Annotated in this window: 16 protein-coding genes; 4 read left to right on the top strand and 12 right to left on the bottom strand. The window is 65.0% G+C overall.

What is annotated here, in order from left to right; translation table 11 throughout:
* Position 1: 1 nt before the first annotated feature.
* The 5 genes from FHG09_RS04230 to FHG09_RS04210 form a co-directional block, all read right to left on the bottom strand.
* Positions 2-409 carry a helix-turn-helix transcriptional regulator gene (locus FHG09_RS04230; RefSeq protein ID WP_152346454.1) on the bottom strand — a complete coding sequence of 136 codons (408 nt, stop codon included), beginning with the start codon at positions 407-409 and terminating at the stop codon, positions 2-4.
* Entirely contained in the window at positions 406-1,929 is a 1,524-nt protein-coding gene (locus tag FHG09_RS04225) for an APC family permease (protein ID WP_152346453.1), read from the bottom strand. The genes FHG09_RS04230 and FHG09_RS04225 overlap by 4 nt, the downstream gene beginning before the upstream one ends.
* A 3-nt stretch (positions 1,930-1,932) precedes the next feature.
* Positions 1,933-3,291, bottom strand: a complete 1,359-nt coding sequence (locus FHG09_RS04220; RefSeq protein WP_152346452.1) for a flavin monoamine oxidase family protein — start codon at positions 3,289-3,291, stop codon at positions 1,933-1,935.
* Positions 3,292-3,508: 217 nt separating this feature from the next.
* Entirely contained in the window at positions 3,509-4,318 is an 810-nt protein-coding gene (locus tag FHG09_RS20235) for a septal ring lytic transglycosylase RlpA family protein (protein WP_152346451.1), read from the bottom strand.
* Between the two features lie 262 nt (positions 4,319-4,580).
* Positions 4,581-4,904, bottom strand: a complete 324-nt coding sequence (locus FHG09_RS04210; protein WP_152346450.1) for a hypothetical protein — start codon at positions 4,902-4,904, stop codon at positions 4,581-4,583.
* A gap of 56 nt (positions 4,905-4,960) precedes the next feature.
* On the opposite strand from FHG09_RS04210, the gene FHG09_RS04205 reads away from it, so the two are divergent.
* A complete protein-coding gene (locus FHG09_RS04205) occupies positions 4,961-5,725 on the top strand; it encodes a glycerophosphodiester phosphodiesterase family protein (protein WP_152346449.1) in 765 nt (254 codons plus the stop codon).
* Between the two features lie 146 nt (positions 5,726-5,871).
* Entirely contained in the window at positions 5,872-6,213 is a 342-nt protein-coding gene (locus FHG09_RS04200; protein WP_135808267.1) for an RNA polymerase-binding protein RbpA, read from the top strand.
* A gap of 148 nt (positions 6,214-6,361) precedes the next feature.
* Here the strand turns inward: FHG09_RS04200 and FHG09_RS04195 are convergent, their stop codons facing one another.
* Positions 6,362-7,120 (bottom strand): polyprenol monophosphomannose synthase, encoded by a 759-nt coding sequence (locus tag FHG09_RS04195; protein ID WP_227492539.1) that lies wholly within the window; start codon positions 7,118-7,120, stop codon positions 6,362-6,364.
* A 329-nt stretch (positions 7,121-7,449) separates the two neighbouring features.
* The gene (locus tag FHG09_RS04190) at positions 7,450-8,376 is read right to left on the bottom strand and encodes a metal-dependent hydrolase (protein WP_152346785.1); all 927 of its coding nucleotides are present in this window, start codon (positions 8,374-8,376) and stop codon (positions 7,450-7,452) included.
* A gap of 76 nt (positions 8,377-8,452) precedes the next feature.
* Between FHG09_RS04190 and FHG09_RS04185 the strand changes: the two genes are divergently transcribed.
* Positions 8,453-10,165, top strand: a complete 1,713-nt coding sequence (locus FHG09_RS04185; RefSeq protein WP_227492538.1) for a 5'-3' exonuclease H3TH domain-containing protein — start codon at positions 8,453-8,455, stop codon at positions 10,163-10,165.
* Between the two features lie 42 nt (positions 10,166-10,207).
* The gene (gene secA2 / locus FHG09_RS04180; RefSeq protein WP_152346447.1) at positions 10,208-12,469 is read left to right on the top strand and encodes an accessory Sec system translocase SecA2; all 2,262 of its coding nucleotides are present in this window, start codon (positions 10,208-10,210) and stop codon (positions 12,467-12,469) included.
* A gap of 129 nt (positions 12,470-12,598) precedes the next feature.
* Here secA2 and FHG09_RS04175 read toward each other — a convergent pair whose 3' ends face one another.
* From FHG09_RS04175 to FHG09_RS04155, 5 genes are all read right to left on the bottom strand, one after another.
* Positions 12,599-15,319, bottom strand: a complete 2,721-nt coding sequence (locus FHG09_RS04175) for a DEAD/DEAH box helicase (protein ID WP_152346446.1) — start codon at positions 15,317-15,319, stop codon at positions 12,599-12,601.
* Positions 15,312-16,154 carry a twin-arginine translocase subunit TatC gene (tatC, locus tag FHG09_RS04170; protein ID WP_319803241.1) on the bottom strand — a complete coding sequence of 281 codons (843 nt, stop codon included), beginning with the start codon at positions 16,152-16,154 and terminating at the stop codon, positions 15,312-15,314. Before tatC ends, FHG09_RS04175 begins: the two co-directional genes overlap by 8 nt.
* On the bottom strand, positions 16,151-16,441 hold the full coding sequence (gene tatA / locus FHG09_RS04165) for a twin-arginine translocase TatA/TatE family subunit (RefSeq protein WP_152346445.1): 291 nt from the start codon (positions 16,439-16,441) through the stop codon (positions 16,151-16,153). The genes tatC and tatA overlap by 4 nt, the downstream gene beginning before the upstream one ends.
* A gap of 88 nt (positions 16,442-16,529) precedes the next feature.
* Positions 16,530-17,417: a WYL domain-containing protein gene (locus FHG09_RS04160; protein WP_152346444.1), complete on the bottom strand. Its 888-nt coding sequence runs from the start codon at positions 17,415-17,417 to the stop codon at positions 16,530-16,532.
* Positions 17,401-18,423 (bottom strand): helix-turn-helix transcriptional regulator, encoded by a 1,023-nt coding sequence (locus tag FHG09_RS04155; protein WP_227492537.1) that lies wholly within the window; start codon positions 18,421-18,423, stop codon positions 17,401-17,403. The genes FHG09_RS04160 and FHG09_RS04155 overlap by 17 nt, the downstream gene beginning before the upstream one ends.
* Positions 18,424-18,448 lie beyond the last annotated feature (25 nt).

Genomic DNA, 18,448 nt, shown 5'->3' with positions numbered 1-18,448 from the left:
TTCAGCCCGGTGGGACTTCTCGATTCCTGACCGGTCGCAGTGCGTTCTTCACCACGATCGTCGGCAGCCGGTGTTCCCCGGCGGCGACACCGTCGCGGTAGCGGGTCGGTGAGAGTCCGACGAGTTCGCTGAAGCGGGTGCTGAAGGTGCCCAAGGAAGAGAAGCCGACGGTGAAGCAGATCTCGGTGATGGACAGATCCCCGCGCCGAATGAGCGCCATGGCCCGTTCGATCCTGCGAGTCATGAGGTACGAGTACGGGGATTCGCCGAAGGCCGCTCGGAACCTGCGGCTGAGGTGTCCGGCCGACATATGCACGCCTGCGGCCAGAGCCTCCACGCTCAACGGCTGGTCGAACTCCCGGTCGATGCGGTCACGGACCCGACGCAGAGCCACCAGCTGATCGTTCACCCTGCGTCGACTCCCTGTGTCAGGGTGCGTCCGCGGAAGAAGTCCGGATGGCGCAGCGACTGGATGATCATGATGACCACACCCAGTGCCAAGACCCCGATGCCGAGGACGAACACGAGTCCGAGGCCGAAGACCGACGAGCCGGATCCGTAGTCGGGGTCGAGTGAGTCGATCGCGGTGGTGACGAAGATGACCAGCAGGGTCACTCCGCCGACGAGCGGGAACAGGAATCGGAAGAAGAAGGTGCGCGCCGATGTGAACAGGCTGCGCCGGAAGTACCAGATGCAGGCCAGGCCGGTGATGCCGTAGTAGAAGCAGACCATGAGTCCCAGCGCGGTGATCGTGTCCCAGAGTGCGTTCTCCGAGAGCAGGCGCATGACGACGTAGAAGATGATCGCCGCTGCCGCCGAAGTGACTGTGGCCACCGACGGCGATTTGTATCGCGGGGAGACGCGGCCGTACTTCTCCGGCAGGGCTCCGTAGTGGCCCATCGCCAGGATCGTCCGCGACGGTGAGACCATCGTCGCCTGCAGCGACGACAGGGAGGAAGAGAGCACGGCGATGGACACGAGCACCGCGAAGGGCCCCATGACCGGGCCGGCGAGGGAGGCGAAGATCGATTCCTGGTTGTCCGGGTTGCCTGCGCCGAGGCCCTCGGTGCCGACTCCGGCGAAGGAGATGACGGCGATCGTGCAGGCGATGTAGATGATGACGATCGCCACGATGGTGAGCATGGCTGCCCGGCCAGGGGTCTTCTCCGGGTCCTTGGCTTCCTCGTTCATCGTGATCACGGTGTCCCAGCCCCAGAACAGGAAGATGGAGAGGGAGACTGCGGCCGCGACGGTGGAGAAGTCACCGGCAGACAGCGGGTTGAACCAGTCGAGTGAGACCGGGGTCGGGTCGTAGGCGGTGCCGTTCGAGGCCTGCACGATCGCGGCGACTACGAACCAGCCCAGAGCCAGCACCTGGAAGGCGACGAGCCAGACCTGCAGCTTCTCGGTGGCCTCGACGCCCCTGTAGGACACCCAGGCCGCAGCCGCGGTGAGGATGATCGTGACGGGAATGTTGATCCACAGAACACGGGTGAGTTCGGCGATCTGCGGGTCGGAGAACACTTGGGACAGCAGGAGGAACAGGAAGTCCACCGCCACAGCCGCGAGGTTGGACAGCACGAGGACTGTGGCGGCGACGAGGCCCCATCCGCCCATCCAGCCCAGCCAGGGGCCGAACGCTCTGGTCGCCCAGGTGAAGGTGGTCCCCGAGTCCGGCATCGCCGTGTTGAGTTCCCGGTAGCCGAAGACGACCAACAGCATCGGCACGAAGCCGATGAGCAGCACGGCCGGGGTGTGGACTCCGACCTCGGAGATCGTCGGGCCCAGTCCCGAGGTCAGCGTGTAGGCCGGAGCGATGCAGGAGATGCCGATGACGGCTCCCCCGATGGCACCGATCTTGCCGGCGGAGAGCCCCTTGGCGCTGAGTCCGCTCGAGTTCGTCGACGGTGACGGTTGTGTGCTGCTCATGGATCAGGACTTCTCGCCGAGGATCCTCTCGGCGGTCGCGGTGCCGATGCGCACTGATCCGTCGACGTGCTGGTAGCCTTCGGCGGCGATATCGGAGCTGGCGAAGTGGAGCGGCCCGACCGGGTCGTTCTGGAAGGGGCCCCACCGGTGCAGGCCGCCGAGGTCGTAGCTTGTCGCATATGCTCCGCGGGTCCATTCCTCGGCACCGAAGTCAGAGAGGTAGAACACGCGGGGGTCGAGCGCGTTCGGACCGAGGAATTCGGCGAGGGCTTCGAGGATCTTCGTCCGCCGGGTCTCCTCGTCCAGGGCCCACATGGCATCGGCATTGACATCGGAGATGAAGCCGACGAGGGTTCCCTGCTCTTCGCCGTGGTTCGTGTTGTCGTAGACCTCTTGGACGAGGCGAGAAGCGCCGAATCCGGTTCCGCAGAGCCCGTCTTCACGCCAGAACGGTGTGTCGTAGGTGGCGTGGACCTTGATGACGAGTCCCATGGACTGGTGCTGGTGGAAGATCTGTTGCAGCCGTGGCAGCGGCGGTGAGTAGGTGATGCGTGAGTAGAGGTTCGGCGGAACGGCGAGGATCGCGGACCGGGCGCTCACACGCAGCTCCTCCGTCGAGACGCGGACACCGGACTCCGACCATTCGATTCGGCGCACCGGCTGCTCCAGGCGGACGATGTCCAAGCCGAGCTCGTCTGCCATCTGCACCGAAACCGACTGCATTCCGCCGACGACGCGACGATCGAGGATGAAGTGATCGTCGACGAGGTTTGTGAACGATCCCGCCGAGGCGGCCATGAGGATGGCCTGGAGTGCTGAGAAGGTGGTGGCGGGCTTGGTCAGCATGCCGCCGGCGACGAACAGTCCGATGTTCTCACACGCGAGTTCGTCCTCGGATTGCCGACGCAGCCAGTGGTGGAATGAGATCGAGTCGAGTTCGGCCGCGTCGTCGGCGTCCCAGGGAGCCTTCGGGCCGATGCGAGCGGCGAGCTCGTCGAGAAGGCCGATGAGACGTTCCATCTCCGCCTGGGTCGACTCCCCTACCGGGAACATCTCCCCGGAATAGACGGTGCGCGTGCCGTCGGGAGCGATGTAGACGCTGTCGCCGTCACGGTACCGCGGATAGGTCTCCTTGCCGAGTTCGTCGACGAGGGCGAGAAGCGCGGTCTGGTCCGGGGAGATCCACTGGCCGCCGAGTTCGTACATCTGCCCGTCGATGTGCTCGGTCCAGGTGCGACCGCCCACTCTGTCGCGGGCTTCGAGGACGACGACGCTGCGTCCGGCCCTGTGCAGCCGACGGGCTGCGCTCAGACCCGTGGGGCCGGCTCCGATGATGACGACGTCACAGGATTCTTCCGACATGGCGATCTCCTCGAAAGGGGGTGTGGTGGTGGATTCAGATTAGCCAGACCACAGTCGAAAGCCAAGGTCGAAATCGTGAGTACGGAATTCGCACCGAATGCACTATCCACACGTCTCAGCGCCAAAATGCGACTGATTCCCTATGTTTGAGCCAGCGGGCAATTCGAAATTCGTCTTCCAGCGCGTTCAGCTGCGGAATCCGCAGATAGAGGTCCGGTCACTGCACTTCGTACTTGCCGTTGATCTGTCCGGCGCCGACGCCGCCGACGGCTTCCATGGCCGCCTTCGACAGGTCGAAGCAGCGGTTGCCGTGGTAGGGGCCGCGGTCGTTGACGCGCACGGTCACGGACTTGCCGTTCGCGGAGTTCGTGATCGTCACCTTGGAACCGAAGGGCAGGGTCTTGTGCGCGGCGGTGAGCTTGTTCGTATCGAAGATCTCGCCGTTGGCGGTCTGCTTGCCGTCGAAGCCGTCGCCGCCGCCGTAATACGACATCGGGCAGCTGCCGGATTCGCCGGCCGACTCGCCCGAGTTCGACGGTCCGTCGTTCTCATCGGCGGCACCGCCGCTGGACGAGTCTCCCCCGCCGGTCGATCCTTCGGTCTTCTTGTCAGCGGTCTTCGACGGCTTTGGGCTCGGAGTCTCGATATGCGTGTCGATCGTGACGTCTGCGGGCTTCTCCTCGGCCTGCTTCTTCGCCTTGGCGAGGAACTCGTCCGTGGCCTTGGTCGGCTCGGAGACGGCGACAGCCGGAGCTTCGGCCACGACCTGGCCGCCTGTGGAGGAGTCATTGGGAGCCATGGCCAAGCTCGAGGCGACAACAGCAGCCGTTGCGGCAGTCGGCACGACGAAAGCGGAGAGGACTGGGCGGGTGCGGACTGCTGCCAGCACTCCCCCGGCGGTGTTCTGCCGACCGACAGGTGCGTGGCGGCCGGCCTTCTTCTTCGCTGTCAGCGCAGAGAAGATCGAATCGGTCTTCTTGGTGCTCGGTGCTGAGTGTCTGCCCACAGTGGTGTTCCTCGTCGTCATCAGAGAGTGCTTCGGCAACTCGGAGATGCAGAGGGGAAGACCTCTCGCGACGGTGCGCTTGAGGAGAGACTCCAAGTTATCGGATCGTTATGTTCACTGATTCTAATTAAGGAACTGTTACAAAAGCAATGTGGCTCACCGAATCGGCGTGCCACATGGATGAGACTCTGCTCACGGAGTAAGTCTGCGCATCGTCGGTCAGCAGAACCCCGACGGCTGTTCGCGGTCGGGGCCGATCGCAGTGGGATTCAGGCAGTGAGAGTCAGCGAGGCTTGCGCTTCACCAGTCTCCGGACACCGTCGGCTCCCGTCGTCACGGTTTCCTGAGCCCTGTCGAAGGCCCGCTCGACCTTGCCGCTGCGCACAGCGTCATCGATCGCGTGCGAGACGGTGCCGAGGGCGCGGTTGACACCGTTCTCGGTGGCTTCGATGAGGCGGGAGGTCGAGGCCGCCTCACGCACGCTCTTCACACCGGTGCTCGCAACGCTGTAAGCGCGTCCGGCGGCCCGGCGTGCACGTTCGGTCGGGGTCTTCGCGGTCGCGTCGATGACGTCGTCGGGTTCGAGGGGTTCGCGGTGTGAGCTCATACGTCCATCCTTGAACAGACCCCCTGCGAAATCAACACCCTGATTAGGATTGGACCATGAATTCCCTGCCGGAGGTCACCGCAGACCCTGAGATCATCGCGCACCGAGGCGGCCTGTGGCCGGGGATGAGCGAAAACACCCTCGATGCCTTCGCCGCTGCGGCAGCGGTCGGGGTGCAGTGGATGGAGACCGACGTCCACGCCTCCGCCGACGGCGTCCTCTTCGCCGCCCATGATGCCGATCTCAACCGCATCGCCGGACTGTCCCATTCCATCCGCGAACTCGGTGCGGACGAACTCGACGATGTCGAGCTCCTCGCGGGAGGCCGACTCCCCCGCCTCGACGCCCTGTTCGAAGCCTTGCCGCAGGTGCAGTGGAACATCGATGTCAAGGCAGCTCACAGCATCGGTCCGATGATTCGCTTCGTTCACAATTTCAACGCCGCTGATCGTCTCCGTCTGGCCTCCTTCGACTCGGCGACCCTGCGGCGCCTGCGCACCGCTCTGCCCGGAGTGCGCACGTCCACGGGGAGGACGGAGACCGCCCTGTTCGCCCTCGGTCGAGTGCCAGGAGTTCCCGATCGTGGGGCCGCTCCCCTGCCGCCGGGAGTCGACGCACTGCAGGTGCCGATGTCGTTCAAGCGGATCCCGGTGGTCACGGCTGATTTCGTTGCCCGGGCGCACCAGTCGGGTCTGCTCGTCCACGTTTGGACGATCAACGACGAACAGACGATGCAGTCTCTGCTCGACCTCGGTGTCGACGGAATCGTCACCGATGATGTGGAACTCGGCCTCGAGGTGCTGGGGCGCCGGCACGGCTGAGCCGACGTCCCTCCGACGTGGCCTCGCGACATTCCGGTCTAGGCAGCGACGCGCATGCCGTCACGGGCCGTCGGCGAGGAATATTCGGGCACGGTAGACTGTTGCATTGCGTCCAAGGTGTGCAGTCGAGTCGGAAGGTCTTAGATATGAGCGAACGCAGTCTCCGCGGAACACAGTTGGGCTCGCGCAGCCTCGAAACCGAAGAGGGCGTCGAGCCGGCTCCCCGTCAGATGGTCGAATTCGAATGCGAAGACGGGACCCGTTTCAAGGTGCCGTTCTCGATCGAAGCCGAGGTCCCCTCGACCTGGGATTCCGGTCTCCATGGCATCGGCGTCCGTGTGGGAGTCAATGAACCCGATGGCGAGCCCGTCAAGCATGTGCGCTCCCACTGGGACATGCTCCTCGAGCGCCGGTCCTTCGATGAACTCCAGGTGCTCCTCGATGAGCGCCTCGCGATCCGCCGCGGCGAGGTTCCCGCCCAGAGCTGATTCAGCTGCGCTGAGAACCCTGAGGGGGTGCAGGTCTTCGGACCTGCACCCCCTCATTCGCATCAGCGCCTCCACCCCTATTGCTACCTGACGGCGGCCCAGATACCTCGCGAGGTTGCTGGGCCGCCGTCAGGTAGTAATAAGGGGTTCAGGTGGCCGGCGAGGTGCGGCTCAGGAGACGTTGCGCCTGCCTGCGACGGCGGGTCAGTCCCCAACCGGCGACCTTCGTGAAGGCCTCGGTGATGATCGATCCGCTCATCTTCGATTCGCCCAACTCGCGTTCCACGAAGACAATGGGCACCTCCGTGACCCGGAAACCGGCTTCGACGGTGCGGTAGGTCATATCGATCTGGAAGCAGTATCCCTGCGACTGCACGCCGGAGAGGTCGAGAGCTTCGAGCACCGGGCGGGTGTAGGCGCGGAATCCGGCCGTCGCATCCTTGACTCCCAGACCCATGACGGCGTTGACGTAGACGTTCGCGCCGCGGGAGAGGAGGTACCGGGACTTGGGCCAATCGACGATCTCTCCGCCCGGCACCCACCGTGATCCGATGATGAGGTCCCCTCGTCCTTCTCGGGCGGCGTCGAGCAGCTGTCCGAGGTCGAGCGGGCGGTGAGAGCCGTCGGCGTCGAATTCGCAGATGATCTCGTAGTCACGTTCGAGAGCCCATTCGAACCCGGCGATATAGGCCATGCCGAGTCCGGACTTCTCGGTGCGGTGGAGGACATGGATGCGGGGATCTTCGCGAGCCTGCTCATCGGCCCACTCCCCTGTCCCGTCGGGAGAGCCGTCATCGACGATGAGGACATCGACGTCGGGCTGCTGCTCGAACAGTCCGGCCAGGGTTACGGGGAGGGCGAGACGTTCGTTGAAGGTGGGGATGACGACAAGAATCTTGGAAAGCACGGACTCCACGATACGCGGTGGCAGGTCCGGACAATGAGTCGACACCCCCGCCTTCGGACCACGCTGCCGAAGCAGTGAGTTATCTATTGACGGGGGTGCCGACTCCATTCCGCAGCAAGCGGAATGTTCGCTTCGAATCTAGTGGCCGATTCAGACTTTGCAAAATCGCTGTGACCTGGACGGATGGCTGATTCCCCAGCTCAGAGCCTTAGGAGCGATATCGAAATTTTCCCCACGGCGGCGTGTCGGCTGGACTCGCCTACATGTGCGACGGGGATGACGAGAGTCCGGCCTCCCGACCTCGCCGAGGCGGCCCTGACCTGTTCGACTCAGAGTTCGACGCACGTGGGCAACGCCACGTCCGGCGACAGCTCGGGCAGCCCCGGTGTTCCCGATCGCGGATCGGTGCTCCAGGCCGCGACGCGCGGGTCGGCGACCTGGACGACGAGGCGTTCGACCTTCCACCGCACGATGTCGGCATCGGCTCCGGGAGCGAGAACTCCGCCTTCGGGATTGCCGGCCGCACGATGAGCGAAGCGCGTCGCGGCATTGAAGGCGGCTCGTGCGCCGATCCCGCCGTCGCCGACGACGGCATTTCGCACAGCCGCCCAGGGCGAGGGGTCGGAATGGCTGAAGGACACCTGCGCTCCGGCCGCCAGCAGCTGGGCCAAGGGCTGCGGCTGTGCGGGGTCGAGGGTGACGGCGATTCCGCTGCGGCCGAGGTGTTCGACTTCGGCCTCCGAAACGGCGAAGTCCAGACGCAGGCGATATCCGTGGCGCTGAGCATGAGCGGCATCGGCGCTCAGAGCGTCGAGCACGCCGGTGAGCTGCTCATTCGAATCGACGAGGACGAAGAGGCTGAGCGCCGGAAGCTCACCGAGCCCGAGGAGATCACCGGCCGCGATCGACGCACGTCCGGCCGCACCGGACTCAGTGCCCAGCTGCGGATAGTCGACGATCGACAGTCCATCCGGAGCGTCGGCGGCGAACTGTGCGACCGCCTCGGCGGTGCCGATCGCATGCACATGGGTGAACCCCTGCGCGTGGAGGTCGGCAGCCGTCGGTGCCGAACCGTCCACGACCAGCCCGGCGTGGACGAAGCCCGGGGTGAGGAAGTCCTCACCGAGGTCGATCGCCTCCTGGTCCAGAGCCTTGGCCGCTTCATCGGAACCGATGAACGAGACCTTTCCGTCCGTGCATCCCAATGCCGTCGCAAAAGCGTCGACACTGCTGTAAACATCTCCACCAAAGTACATAGTCACAGCCGACAGGCTACACCGTCGGCCGTTGCGGCTACACCTGTGTCAGGACGGTCGGGTATCGTCATCGATTGTGAAGCCCTTGGTTCTGCTCGATACGCCTGCTCTGTACTACCGCGCCTTCTATTCGGTGCCGGATTCGATCGTCAACGCCGACGGTCACCCGGTCAACGCCGTGCGTGGGGTGCTCGACACCGTGGCCCAGATGGTGCGCCGCTTCGACACCGATCGTGTGATCGCGACGATGGACGCCGATTGGCGTCCGGCCTTCCGCACCGCGATCATGCCCGAATACAAGGCGGCGCGAGTCAAGGATGAGGAAGCGGGAACGGAGATCCCACCCGAGCTGGCCGTGCAGCTGCCGATCATGAATCGTGTCCTCGCCGCCGCCGGAATCCCCATCGCCGAGGTGGCGGGGACCGAAGCCGATGACGTCATCGCCACGATGGCCGCCCAGTCGACGACCCCCGTGGTCATCGTCTCCCCCGACCGCGACCTGTTGGCTCTCATCGACTCGACCACCGAGGTCAGCGTCCTGCGGCCGCGCAAGGGCGGCGAGTGGGAAGCCGTGACTCAGGCCGACCTGCCGACCGCCTACGGAGTGCCCGACGGCGCCCGCTACCGTGAGCTCGCAGCGCTGCGCGGCGACCCGTCCGACGGTCTTCCCGGAGCTCCCGGCATCGGGGAGAAGACCGCCGCGACCCTGCTGGGGAACTTCGGCTCCCTCGAATCGATCGTCAAGGCCGCCAAAGCCGGAGTGAAGTCCGGTGGGCTCAGCCCGAAGCGGGCAGCGACGATCATCGAGGTCGAAGACACTCTGTACAAGACGCTCGAGGTCATGCGCTGCCTGACCGACGTCGACCACGGCATCGACCTCGAGTCTGTTCCGAACGGTTTCGACCGCGCTGGAGTCGACAGCGCCGCTGAAGGGCAGAACATCCGCCGCTCCGTCGACAACCTCATCGCCGCGCTCGAATCCGTGACCGGCACCGGCGGCTCGGCGCCGGCAGGCGCCCCAGTGCAATGCGGCGCCCCAGTGCAGGGCGGCGCGTCGGGACAGCCGGGGCCGGCGCGATCAGCTGAGCCGGCACCGCGGACCGGCGGTGCCGTTTCGTGGGTGCAGTCGCGGCTCGTCGGCTTCGACCTCGAGACCACCGGGGTCGAACCGGCCACTGCCCGCATCGTCACCGCCGCCTTCGTCGACTCGGCCGCACAGGTGCGCACGTGGCTGGCCGATCCGGGAATCGAGATCCCCGAATCGGCGCGAGCGGTCCACGGAATCACGACCGAATTCGCTCAGGCCAACGGTGCGGCCGCCGCTCAGGTCGTCAGCGAGCTGTGTGCGGAGTTCGCCGCACTCAGGGAGGAAGGCGCCGTCGTCGTCGGACACAACGTCGTCTACGATCTCAGCGTGATGGCCGCCGAGGTGGCTCGCCACCGCCCGGACATCGATTTCCCATCGATCATCCCGACGATCGTCGACACCTTCGTCGTCGACAAGAACATCGATCCCTACCGCAGGGGCAAGCGGACGCTGATCGAAACGGCGAAGATCTACCAGGTCGAACTCCTCGACGCCCACGATGCCGCTGCAGATGCCCTGGCCGCTCTGGACATTTCCCGAGCATTGGCCGAAAAGTCCACGGAAATCTCTGTGCTCAGCAACGCTGAGATCATGGCCGCGCAGGCCGAATGGAAGCGCTCACAGGCGGCAGGGCTGCAGGCCTGGCTGCGGAAGAAGGGCAACGCCGAAGCCGTCGTCGACGGTTCGTGGCCGATGTGCTGAACGCTAGACTCGACACCGACGTACACACGATGAAGGACGACAATGGGATTTCTCTCTCGCCTGCTCAACCGACCCGGCTCTCATGCGGAGAAGACGACAGGTTGGTTCGAGCGCGCCGTCGACGATCTGGGAGCGGCCGGGCGCGAATTCTCCGAGCTCAGCGATGCCGAGCTCACGGAAGCCGCCGCTGAGGTCTTCGCATCGGGCAGCCAGCAGCAGACGCACATCCGCTACTGCGCTCTGGCACGCGAAGCCGGTGAGCGGGTCTTGGACGAACGTGCCTACGACACACAGCTGCGCGGGCTCGTCGGGCTCCTGCAGGGCAGCATCGTGCAGATGGCCACCGGTGAGGGCAAGACTCTCGTCGGTGCCCTGGCGGCAGCCGGCTACGCCCTCCAGGGACGACGCGTGCACGTCGTCAGCGTCAACGACTACCTCGCCGTCCGTGACCGCAGCTGGATGAAGCCGCTGTTCGACCTCCTCGGTGTGAAATCCGCCGCGATCTCCGGTGCGCAGACCGACGACGAACGCCGTGAGGCCTACCGTGCCGAGGTCGTCTACGCCTCGGTGACCGAGGTCGGATTCGACGTCCTCCGTGATCGGTTCCTCACCGATGATGCCGATCAGCGGGTCCCCGAACGCGATGTCGTCATCGTCGATGAGGCCGACTCGGTGCTCATCGACGAAGCACGCGTGCCGCTGGTCCTCGCGGGCTCTGCCAGTGTGCAGGACACCGATGCCGCCATCGCAGCACTCGTGTCCCGGCTCAGCCCGGACACCGACTATGAGGTCAGCGCCGACCGTCATGCCGTCTCACTCACCGACGCCGGAGTCGACCGGGTCGAAGAAGAGCTCGAGGTCGCACTCTTCGGAGAGGATTCCGAGACGCTCGCCGCCGTCAACCTCGCTCTCCACGCCCGGGCACTGGTCAAACGCGATGTCGACTACCTTGTCGTCGACGGACGGATCAAACTCATCTCCTCCTCCCGCGGCCGCGTCGCCGAGCTCCAGCGCTGGCCCGACGGGCTCCAAGCCGCTGTCGAAGCCAAGGAGAGCCTGGAGGCCACTGACAGCGGGGAGATCCTCGACCAGATGACCGTCGAGGAGCTCATCCACGGTTATGCGACGGTATGCGGAATGACCGGCACCGCGCTGGCCGTCGGCGACGACCTGCGCGAATTCTATGGGCTGGAGATCGTGCCCATCGACACTCACCTGCCCGTGATCCGCATCGACGAACCCGATCGCCTGTTCACCTATCAGGAGTCGAAGGAACGCGCGATCGTCGAAGAGGTCGCCGACAATCATGCCCGCAGCCGTCCCGTGCTCATCGGCACCTCGTCGGTGGCCGAGAGCGAGTCCCTGGCCGATCGGCTGACCGAGCGCGGAATCGAAACCGCGGTGCTGAATGCGAAGGACGATTCCCGGGAAGCCGAGATCATCGCGAAGGCGGGTGCGCCCGGTGCGGTGACGGTGTCCACTCAGATGGCCGGGCGCGGCACCGATATCCGTCTGGCCGACGATGACGTCGCCGATGCCGGCGGTCTCCTCGTCATCGGTGCCGGTCGCTATCCCTCTTCGCGTCTCGATGACCAGCTGCGCGGTCGTGCGGGTCGTCAGGGTGATCCCGGCACGTCCGTGTTCTTCACCAGCCTCGAAGATGAACTGCTCACCAGGGTTCCCGAGATCCAGCGCTTCGTCTCCGAGGGCGACGAGACCGGGCTCATCGAGTCCAAGCGCGCTCTCGGCCTTGTCGAGCATGCTCAGCGCATCGCCGAGGGGCAGAACACCGCACTGCACCGTGACACCTGGCGTTTCAATGAGCTCATGGCCAAACAGCGCGAACTCGTCCTCGAACGCCGAGCCGAGATCCGCAAGGACGACGAACCAGTCAGTCAGCTGCGTGACGAACTCGGCGACCGTGCCGATGAGATCGCACAGGAGCATTCGGAGCAGCTGCTGGAGTCGGTTCTCCGCGAAGTCATGCTCTTCCACCTCGACGCGCGTTGGGTCGATCACCTCGCCTTCCTCAACGATCTGCGTGAGGGCATCCACCTGCGCACCTTCGCCCGGGAGAAACCGCACGAGGCGTTCAACACAGAGTCGATCCGCGTCTTCTCGTCGTTCTGGTCCGATGTGATCGACGATTCGAAGGCGACCATCGAGGAGGCGACGATCACCGATGAGGGAATCGATCTCGAATCGCATGGTCTCAAACGTCCGTCGTCGACGTGGACCTATCTGACGACTGAGAACGCATTCGGCTCCGATATCGAGAACATCGTCAAGAAGGTCCGACGCTGAGTCGGTGAGACCGGGCCTCGGCTCCTGCGGGGAGCCGGGGCCCGGTCTCGAACCCGTACCGATCAAGGTGCCGACTCTGCCGGTGACGGCGACGGACAGGTTCCGGCGACGGCCGGACCACGACACCAGTCAGGAGTCGGCGACGACTCCGCGACGGATGGCTTCGATCGTGCGACGCACCCGCACTGCGGTCTCCGCATCGATGACTTCAGCGATCTGACCGAGCAGATCGAGGCTCTGTTTGGCCCATCTGACGAAGTCTCCGGCGGCGATGTCGCTGCCCCGCAGGGACTCCGAGAGCGTTTTGCCTTCGGTCCACCGGTACATCGATCTGATCAGGCCACGGTCCGGTTCGTCCGTCGTGTTCAGCGCATGCTGCTCTTCGAGGTGGAAGAGCCGACGCCAGATCGTCTCGGATTCGTCGCAGACGGCCTTGAGGTCGGCGCTCGGGGCCCGGTGCGCTGTGAGGGTGTCCCTGCGCGACTGGAACACGAAGATCGACGCGAAGGCCGCGAGTTCCGGCTCATTGAGGCGGTCCCACAGACCGGCGCGGATCGTCAGCGCCACCAGCAGATCACGTTCTCCGTAGATGCGGCGCAGCATCGTCGAGTGTGCGGGATCGAAACCGAGACCGCGCAGCACATCCTGGACACGGTCGAAGACCAAAGCGATCGAGGTGGTGCGGCCTTCGATGCGGGCGATGAGCGAATCGTTCTCCCTGATGAGCTTGTCAGCACGGTTGGCCCATCGAGCGTGGAGCTCCCGGTCCGGGCAGTCATGGCAGGGGTGTGCCCGCATCTGCGCCTGGAGCTCGGCCACGGTGGTGCTTTCGCCCTGATGCTGCCGGCTCGATTCCCAGTGGGCTTCGGAATCGACCCGACCGTCGTGAACGGCGGCCTCGAGGATGGACAGCAGCTGCCTGCGATCGCCTGCCTGCCGGTGGTTGAACTTCTTCGGCACCCGTACTCGGCCCTGAGAGGCGACGGGTTCGGTCACCTCGTGCGGGCGCAGGTGCCACACCTTGCCCTGCTCGGTGAGCACGGTGGGCAGCCTGGAGACGCCGTCCTTGTTGCTCATCGGGGCGATGATGACCGCGCGTCCGCCGACCCGTTTCGCGGGCATCATCACCACATCGCCGATCTTGAGTGCGGTGAGTGATTCGACGATATCGCGCTGCTTGTTCCGCGACTTCGTCCGCGTCTCCTGCTTCTGCGTGTCCGAGATCGCCCGACGCAGTCCGGCGTATTCGGAGAAGTCGCCGAGATCGCAGTGCATGGACTTCTCGTACGCCTCGATCGTGGCTTCGTTCTTCCGCACTTTCCGGGCCAGGCCGACAACGGCCTTATCGGCTTGGAACTGGGCGAACGAGGTTTCCAGCACCTTGGCGGCTTCGTCGGAGCCCATCCGCGACAGCAGGTTCGCTGTCATATTGTAGGTCGGTCCGAAAGCGGAGTTCAGCGCGTAGGAGCGGTTCGAGGCCAGGGCCGCCAGCTCGCTGACTTCGATGGTCGGGTGCCACACCACGACCGAATGGCCGATTCGGTCGATTCCGCGGCGACCGGCCCGTCCGGTCAGCTGCGTGTACTCCCCCGGCGTGATCATCACATGCGCTTCGCCGTTGAACTTCACGAGCTTCTCGAGTACGACGGTGCGTGCAGGCATGTTGATGCCCAGGGCCAGGGTCTCCGTGGCGAAGACGACCTTGATGATTCCCTGCGAGAACAGCTCTTCGACGAGCTGCTTGAACTGCGGGATCATCCCCGCATGGTGGGCGGCCACGCCGAGCAGCAGACCCTCACGGAAGGTGTGATAGCCGAGGATGCCGAGGTCTTCATCGGCGAGCTCATCGCGCAGGGATTCGAGAGCGGCGTTGACGATCGTCTTCTCTTCCCGCGAATTCAGGTCGGTGCCCGTGCTCAGGTACTGTTCGACGGCTTCGTCGCAGCCGTTGCGGGAGAAGATGAACATGATCGCCGGCAGCATGGCCGCCTCGGCGAGGGAGGCCACCACCTGAGTGCGGCTGGGACGACGGAACCGCGCCCGGGTGGCACGCGCGCGCTTCGAGCGCGGTCCCCCGTGAGTGCGCGTGGCATGGTTGAGCGCCGGGTCGATCCGATCGGAATCGGTGTGCGTGAACAGGTCGTACATCCGGTGGCCGACGAGGACATGGTTGACCAGGGGCACGGGCCGGTGGCTCGTCGACACGATCGTCGTCGGTCCTCTGACCTCGCGCAGCCAGGCACCGAACTCCTCGACGTTGGACACCGTCGCCGACAGCGACACCATCTGCACACGGTCGGGAAGGTGGATGATGACCTCTTCCCACACGGGGCCGCGGAACCGGTCGGCGAGGTAGTGGACTTCGTCGAGGACGACGAAGCCGAGATCCGCCAGACCCGCCACATCGTTGTAGAGCATGTTGCGCAGCACTTCGGTGGTCATGACGATGATCGGCGCGTCGCGTCGGATCGAGGTGTCACCGGTGAGCAGCCCGACGTTCTCGGCTCCGTGCACCTCGGCGAGGTCATTGAACTTCTGGTTGCTCAGCGCCTTGATCGGCGTGGTGTAGAAGATCCGTTTGCCCTCGCCCCGCGCCAGTTGCACAGCGAACTCCGCGATGAGCGTCTTGCCCGCTCCGGTCGGCGCGGTGACCAGTACGTCCTCGCCCTCCTGCAGATGGCTGCAGGCTTCGATCTGGAAGTCGTCGAGGTCGAACTCGGTGCGCTCCATGAACTCGCCCAAGGGTGTGCGGGCGAACTCTGCACGCGCCTTGAAGTCGGCATAGGCGGCGGAAGGGCTCAGCGGTTGCTCCGCAGAGGTGTCGGTCGAAAGTGGTGTGGAGTCAGTCATTCTTCTCTTCGTCGGTCAGTTCGTCCTCGTCGACCCACAGGCCCTGCGCGATGAGCCGCTTCTTGCGTCGGCGATCGTTGAAGACGCAGATCAACCACGCCAGGCAGAACAGCGTCATCATGGGGATGACGAGGAAGAACATGGACATTGCGTCCGGAGTCGGGGTGGCGATCGCGGCGAACAGGAACACGAGCATGACGATGATGCGCCACGACTTCTTGATCCTCTCCGCCGACAGGATCCCGAGCATGTTCAGTCCCACCATGAGCACCGGCAGGACGAAGGCGAGTCCGAAGACCACGATGATGACCATCACGAAGCTCAGGTAGTCCTGTGCCGGGATGATGTTCGTGCCGCCCTCGGGGGTGAACGAGGTCAGCGCCTTCACCGCGTTGGGCAGCGCAAAGAACGCCATCGTCGACCCGGCCAGGAACAGCGGGATCGCCGCGCCGAGGAATCCGAGGGAGTACAGCTTCTCCTTCCGCTTCAGACCCGGCACGATGAAGGCCCAGACCTCATAGAGCCAGATCGGGCAGGAGAGGAAGAGACCGATGAAGAACGAGAGTTTGATCTTCAGGTCGAAGGGCGAGGCGACTCCGGCGAAGTTGATCTCGGCCATCCGACCGCCGTTGTCTCGGATGGTCCGGATCGGCTCTTGGAGGATATCGAGGACGGGATCGTAGAGGAACCAGCCGGCCACCGCACCGAGGGCGATGGCAACGGCGGAGATGATGACGCGGTTGCGCAACTCGACGAGGTGCCCGACGACGGGCATCTTCTTCTCAGGATTGCTCTTCCGTGATCGAGATGGCTTCCGCTGACTGTTCTCTTTCACTTCTCGTGAGACTGCGGGTCCTGCTTCTCTCGCCGCGACTCCTCGGTTCCGGTGGTCTCACCGGTGGCCGCGGCGGAATCGGTCGAGGAGTTCTGATTGAGCGCTCCCGGCTCGGTGGTCTTGCTCGTGCCGGATTCGTCCTCGTCGCCGCGCAGATCCTTGACCTCGGACTTGAAGATCTTCATCGACTGTCCCAGGCTTCGGGCCAGCTGCGGCAGTTTGGGTGCGCCGAAGATGATCACGATGATGAGGATCACGATCGCGATCTGCACGAAACTCGGTTTCATGGGGAGCTCTCCTTGGATTGTTGATGCTGTGGACGATTCTACGCGCTGCGGCTGAGCCTTTCATCCACATTCGGACGCGGTCTTCGTCTCAGCCGAGCCTGCGCAGAGCGGCCGCAACCGCTTCGGTGTCATCGATTTCGGTGATCACATCGGCGTGACAGAGCAGGAACCGGCTGAGCCAATCCACCGAGTGCACGAGCAGACGGATACGCACACTCGTCTCACCGCTGTCGAGATATTCCCGATTCGTCACGTCGAGTTCGTCTGCCAGCCATGCTCCTCTCGCCGCGAGACCGAGGGTGACCTCGTATGAGGACGTCGTCGCTTCGCTCACCGACATCGGGGGGTGCGCCGCCGGTTCCCAGGACCGGATGCGGCCCAGGGCGAAACGGCGCGGAGCCCCGGCCGAATAGCACCAGGCGTCGACATACCAATCGGCGCCGGGCACGAGACGGGTCGGGGCGATGGTCCGCGTCGTGAGTTCGTCGCGGGACCCCACGTAGTAGTCGATGCGCAGCGCCGTCCCGGACTCGACGGCCCGCCGCAGAGCGGCCAGCAGCTCCTCGTCGACGTCGATGGGGCTGACATCGACCGCGGTGCGCAGGTTCTCCCCCGCCGCCACACGCAGTTTGGACGCCGCAGTGGCCACCGCTTCGGAGTCGAGCCCGGGCAGGGACGAGAGCATGTCGAGGGCGAGGACGAGGACGCCGGCCTCCTCGGCACTCAGTCGCACGGGCACGGAGACCTCCTCGGCGTTGGAGATGAAGATCTGTCCGCCTTCCCAGGACGCATCGATGAGGTCATCGGGCATATGCCCGGGGCGACCGGTGACGAAGAGCAGCTGCAGATCGTCGATGAGAGTGTCGGAGTCGATGCCGAAGTAGGCGGCAGTGTCTTCGAGATCCGCTCCCGGATGGGCGTCGAGGTAGGGCACGAGGCTGAGCAGCCGGGTGAGACGTTCACGCGCTGAGGACACTGGCGCCTCCCAAGCGGTTGAGCGACTCCCGGATCGCCTCGCGTCTGCGGTCGACGGCTCGCACGAGCTCGGGTGGGTCGACGGCATCGACGGCATCACCGAAACCGACGATCTCAGCGGCAAGGGCGTCGACATCGGAACAGCCGATGATCACTTCGTCTCCGTCGCTGCGGATCTGTCGGCGTCGCAGCGGATCGGCCCGGTGGGCGCGGATGCGCAGCGTCGCCTCGGCGACGACGGCCATCTCCGAACTCGACTGCAGCGCCAGCTGCGGGGAGAAGTCCTCGGGGATCTCATAGTCTCCGGGTTCACGGCCGCCGAGCTTCGCGATTCCACCCTCGACGCGGGAGAGTCGGAAGGTGCGACGCGCCTGCCGATCGAGGTCGAAGCCGAAGAGGTAGACGCGGTCACCACGGCTGAGCAGCGCAAAGGGTTCCAGGCGCACCTTCCGCACGCTCTGGCCGGGCTTGTGATAGCGGAATCCGATGGCTTCGCGGGCGTTGATGTGATGAAGGGCGGCGGCGAAGTTCGCGCTGGCCAGCCTGTGCGCGGCGGTGCCCGGGTCGACGGCTCCCGGCCCGTCCGCGGACTGGTCGAGGTCGATGCCGAGAGCACGCAGCTTCGTCAGCGCCTGGGCGGAGGACTCCCCGAGTTCGGTCTCGGACCAGAATGCGGCGGCCACGGTCACGGCGGCCACCTCGGCGGGGGTGAGATCGACGTCGTCCATCGCATAGTCGGCGGTGGAGATCCGGTAGCCGGTCTCCCCCACATCACCGTAGGAGTCGTGTTCGGCTCGGGTGGCGATGGTGATGCCCATATGCCGCAGCAGTTCCTTGTCGCGGGAGAATTTGCGATCGAAGGCGACCTCGTCGAGTCCGGAATAGCCGTCGATGGCGCTCATCAGAGTCTTGCGCGACACCCAACCGCGGGACGCGCGCAGGGCGATCAGCAGATTCATCAGACGTTCGGTCTGCTGTCTCTGTCTGCTGGTGCGGGGTGTGTTCACGATTCCACCGTAACCTAGGCCGGGC

Source organism: Brevibacterium sp. CFH 10365, from assembly GCF_009299785.1.
Classification (GTDB): Bacteria; Actinomycetota; Actinomycetes; order Actinomycetales; family Brevibacteriaceae; genus Brevibacterium; species Brevibacterium limosum.
This window is presented reverse-complemented; position numbering and strand designations above follow the sequence as displayed.